Origin of the sequence: Catenibacterium sp. UBA627, assembly GCF_002299355.1 — a bacterium.
GTDB classification, from domain to species: domain Bacteria; phylum Bacillota_I; class Bacilli_A; order Erysipelotrichales; family Coprobacillaceae; genus Catenibacterium; species Catenibacterium mitsuoka.
On sequence record NZ_DBPF01000131.1, the window covers coordinates 1 to 2,788 of the forward strand.

Below are 2,788 nucleotides of genomic sequence, written 5' to 3' on the forward strand. Positions count from 1 at the left end.
TTTGTCTGATTGTATCTTTCATAAAATGATTTCATAAATATTGCAGAGTTAAAGTCATCTACTTCTTCTACAGTAAGAAGTAATGTCTGGCATCCTGCAAGCTCAAAGGCACGTCTAATACCATAGATACCTTCACCACTTATATTCTCACCAAGTCCTGTATTACATGCTGATAATACTACTAGTTCTGTACCCTTTAAGTCCATATACTGTATTTCTTTAGCACTGATATAACCGTAATTATTATCTTCCACGTTATATCCTGATAAGCATAGAATACCTCTATCCATTGGTTCCATATTTTCATTATCTAGATAGTCACCATGTGTAGAAACATGAAGTACTTTAGGTCTTTTTGTATTAAGGAAGTTATCATGATTGGCTTGATATGAACTATATATAGTGGACTTCTCGCCATAAATATCACGAATGAACGTACCTTCTAGACATGAGCCATAGAGCACACCTTTTGTATAGCCTCTGTCGCTATCTTCAGATTGTGTACCTGAGAAGTCAGGATAGACAAAGGATACAAGCTGATCTGTGTTACCATCATCCGTATCATTATCGAAGAGTGTCTGTACAGAACTTAGATAAGAAATATTGAGACAGTTAAGTACTCTTTCAAAGGATAAGTTATAGAGTTTACCATCAGGACAGATATAAATATGATCATAGTCTCTAATAGAACCAATGAATAATTGAATATCCTTATCATTAATAAATGAACCATTGATAATATCTGGATAATTAACAACACACTGTGAATACTTTCCTTTCTTTATGAGAATAAGACCATACTTTGAATCATCAAGTTCATAGAAATCGATAATCAGATTATTGCCTATCTCATGAGACACTTCTTCTAGAGATAATCTTTCATCCATTGATTCATTGTGGGATCTATTAACATCAATCTCAAAAGAGAGATTCTTATTGATGAAAAGATAATCTAGTAAGTCTTTGATGTTTCTTTCAAAGACACTAGTTTTCAATAATTCATACACTGCATTAAATGATTTAAGAAAGTTTCTTCTAGAAGATATTTCTTTTATTCTAAAAGCAGTGGTCTTAAGATTATTAGCATTTTCAAAATATGCAGTCATATGATTCTTGATAGATTCATTATCTGTTTTGTCTTGATAAATCTGTGAAAATAGTAGATTAGATAATGCAAGTAATGCATCTGGATGACTCTCTCCTAAATTTTCTTTTAATGCATTATAAGCTCTATTTTCTACTTCTAATGCCCTGTTATAATCCCCTAAATAAGAATAAAATATTGCTAGATTGTTTAATGATAATAACGTATCAAGATCATTCTCGCCCAGAATTTCTTTCTGGATATTATAAACTGTATTCTGTAATTCAAATGCCTTATTATAATCTCCTAAGCAAGAATAAGTGTTTGCAAGATTAGCAAGTGCTCTTAATGTATCTGGATCATCCTCGTCTAAATTTTCTTTTCTTGTATTATAAACTGCATTTCTTATTTCTAGCGCTGAATTGTAATCTCCTAAATAAAAGTAAGAATTTCCTAGATTGTTTAAGGCAGATAATGTATCCGGATGATTTTTTCCTAGAATTTCTTTAAATACATTATATACTAAGTTCTGCAGTTCACATGCCTTGTTGTAATCCCCTAAATCAGAATAAGAGTTTGCTAAACTAAGTAGTGAAGATAGTGTATCCGGATGGTTCTCTCCTAGAATTTTCTTTCTTCCATTATAAACTGCATTTTTCATTTCTAATGCAGTATTATAATCTCCTAAACCAGAATAAGAGTTTGCTAAATCGTTTAAAACAGATAGTGTAGCAGGATGATTTTCTCCTAAAATTATTTTACATGCGTCATAAAGCGTACTCAGTAGTTGTATTGTCCTATTATAATCAGAATATAAGTTCACTAAATCACTTACAGCGAACAATGTAGGAAAATGATTCTCCCTAAGCTCCCTAAGAATTTCTTTATATGCGACATAATCTTCTTCATATAGTTCTAACGCTTCGTTGTAAACTTTCAAATATCTATAATAATTATCAACATCTTTCAATTCACCTAGTTCATGCTTATATAAATCATATAACTCTTGATAAGCATTTTTTTCTTTTACATAATCTTTTTCATTATGCGCTTCTTCTGCTTGCTTGATAAGGCTATCAATTGTAAATATATTCATACATATTCCTCCCAACAACATCGGTCAATTCCATTCTAATCTATTAAAAACAACTATTCTATACTCCTTAAATCAAAAGACAGTAAATGCTGAAAGTTAAAATGTTTTAAGACAAAAACAGGGAATTTAAATAACCAATAAGTTATTTTATGAAAGGCATAAGAAAGTGTATCAACATTTCAACTACACTTTCCTTAATCTTTATTGCCTTGTGAGGAGGATACATATGTTAGAACTAATCTTAGTAATACTTAACTTATGGTGGTTCTACAACACCAAATACTTTGATCGTTGGTCTAAAATCAAAATTGGTGATAATCAATTTTCAATTTCTGTTACAGCATTAATCATATTAATCTATATAGCCATCGGTGCATTTGGTTTTGTACGATGGTACTATTACCACCGAAGACCCTAATATTGTAATACTAATTACAGAGGTAAACAGTAAAAACATAGGGACAGCAACCGTAACATTGCTGTCCCTTTAAATACGATTATTAGTTTTCTATCTTTCCCTGAATAATGAATCCATTCCAATCTTCCTGAATATATTGATTATTCTTCTTTCTGACTATTTGTCCAATAGTTTCACTTTCCTCAATTCT

The 2,788-nt window shown here is 30.8% G+C and carries 1 protein-coding gene; it reads right to left on the reverse strand.

Annotated elements, in window-relative coordinates:
- The coding region (locus B2S90_RS08855; protein WP_286696915.1) for a CHAT domain-containing protein at positions 1-2,180 on the reverse strand (2,180 nt) is incomplete at its 3' end.
- Between the last annotated feature and the right edge of the window lie 608 nt (positions 2,181-2,788).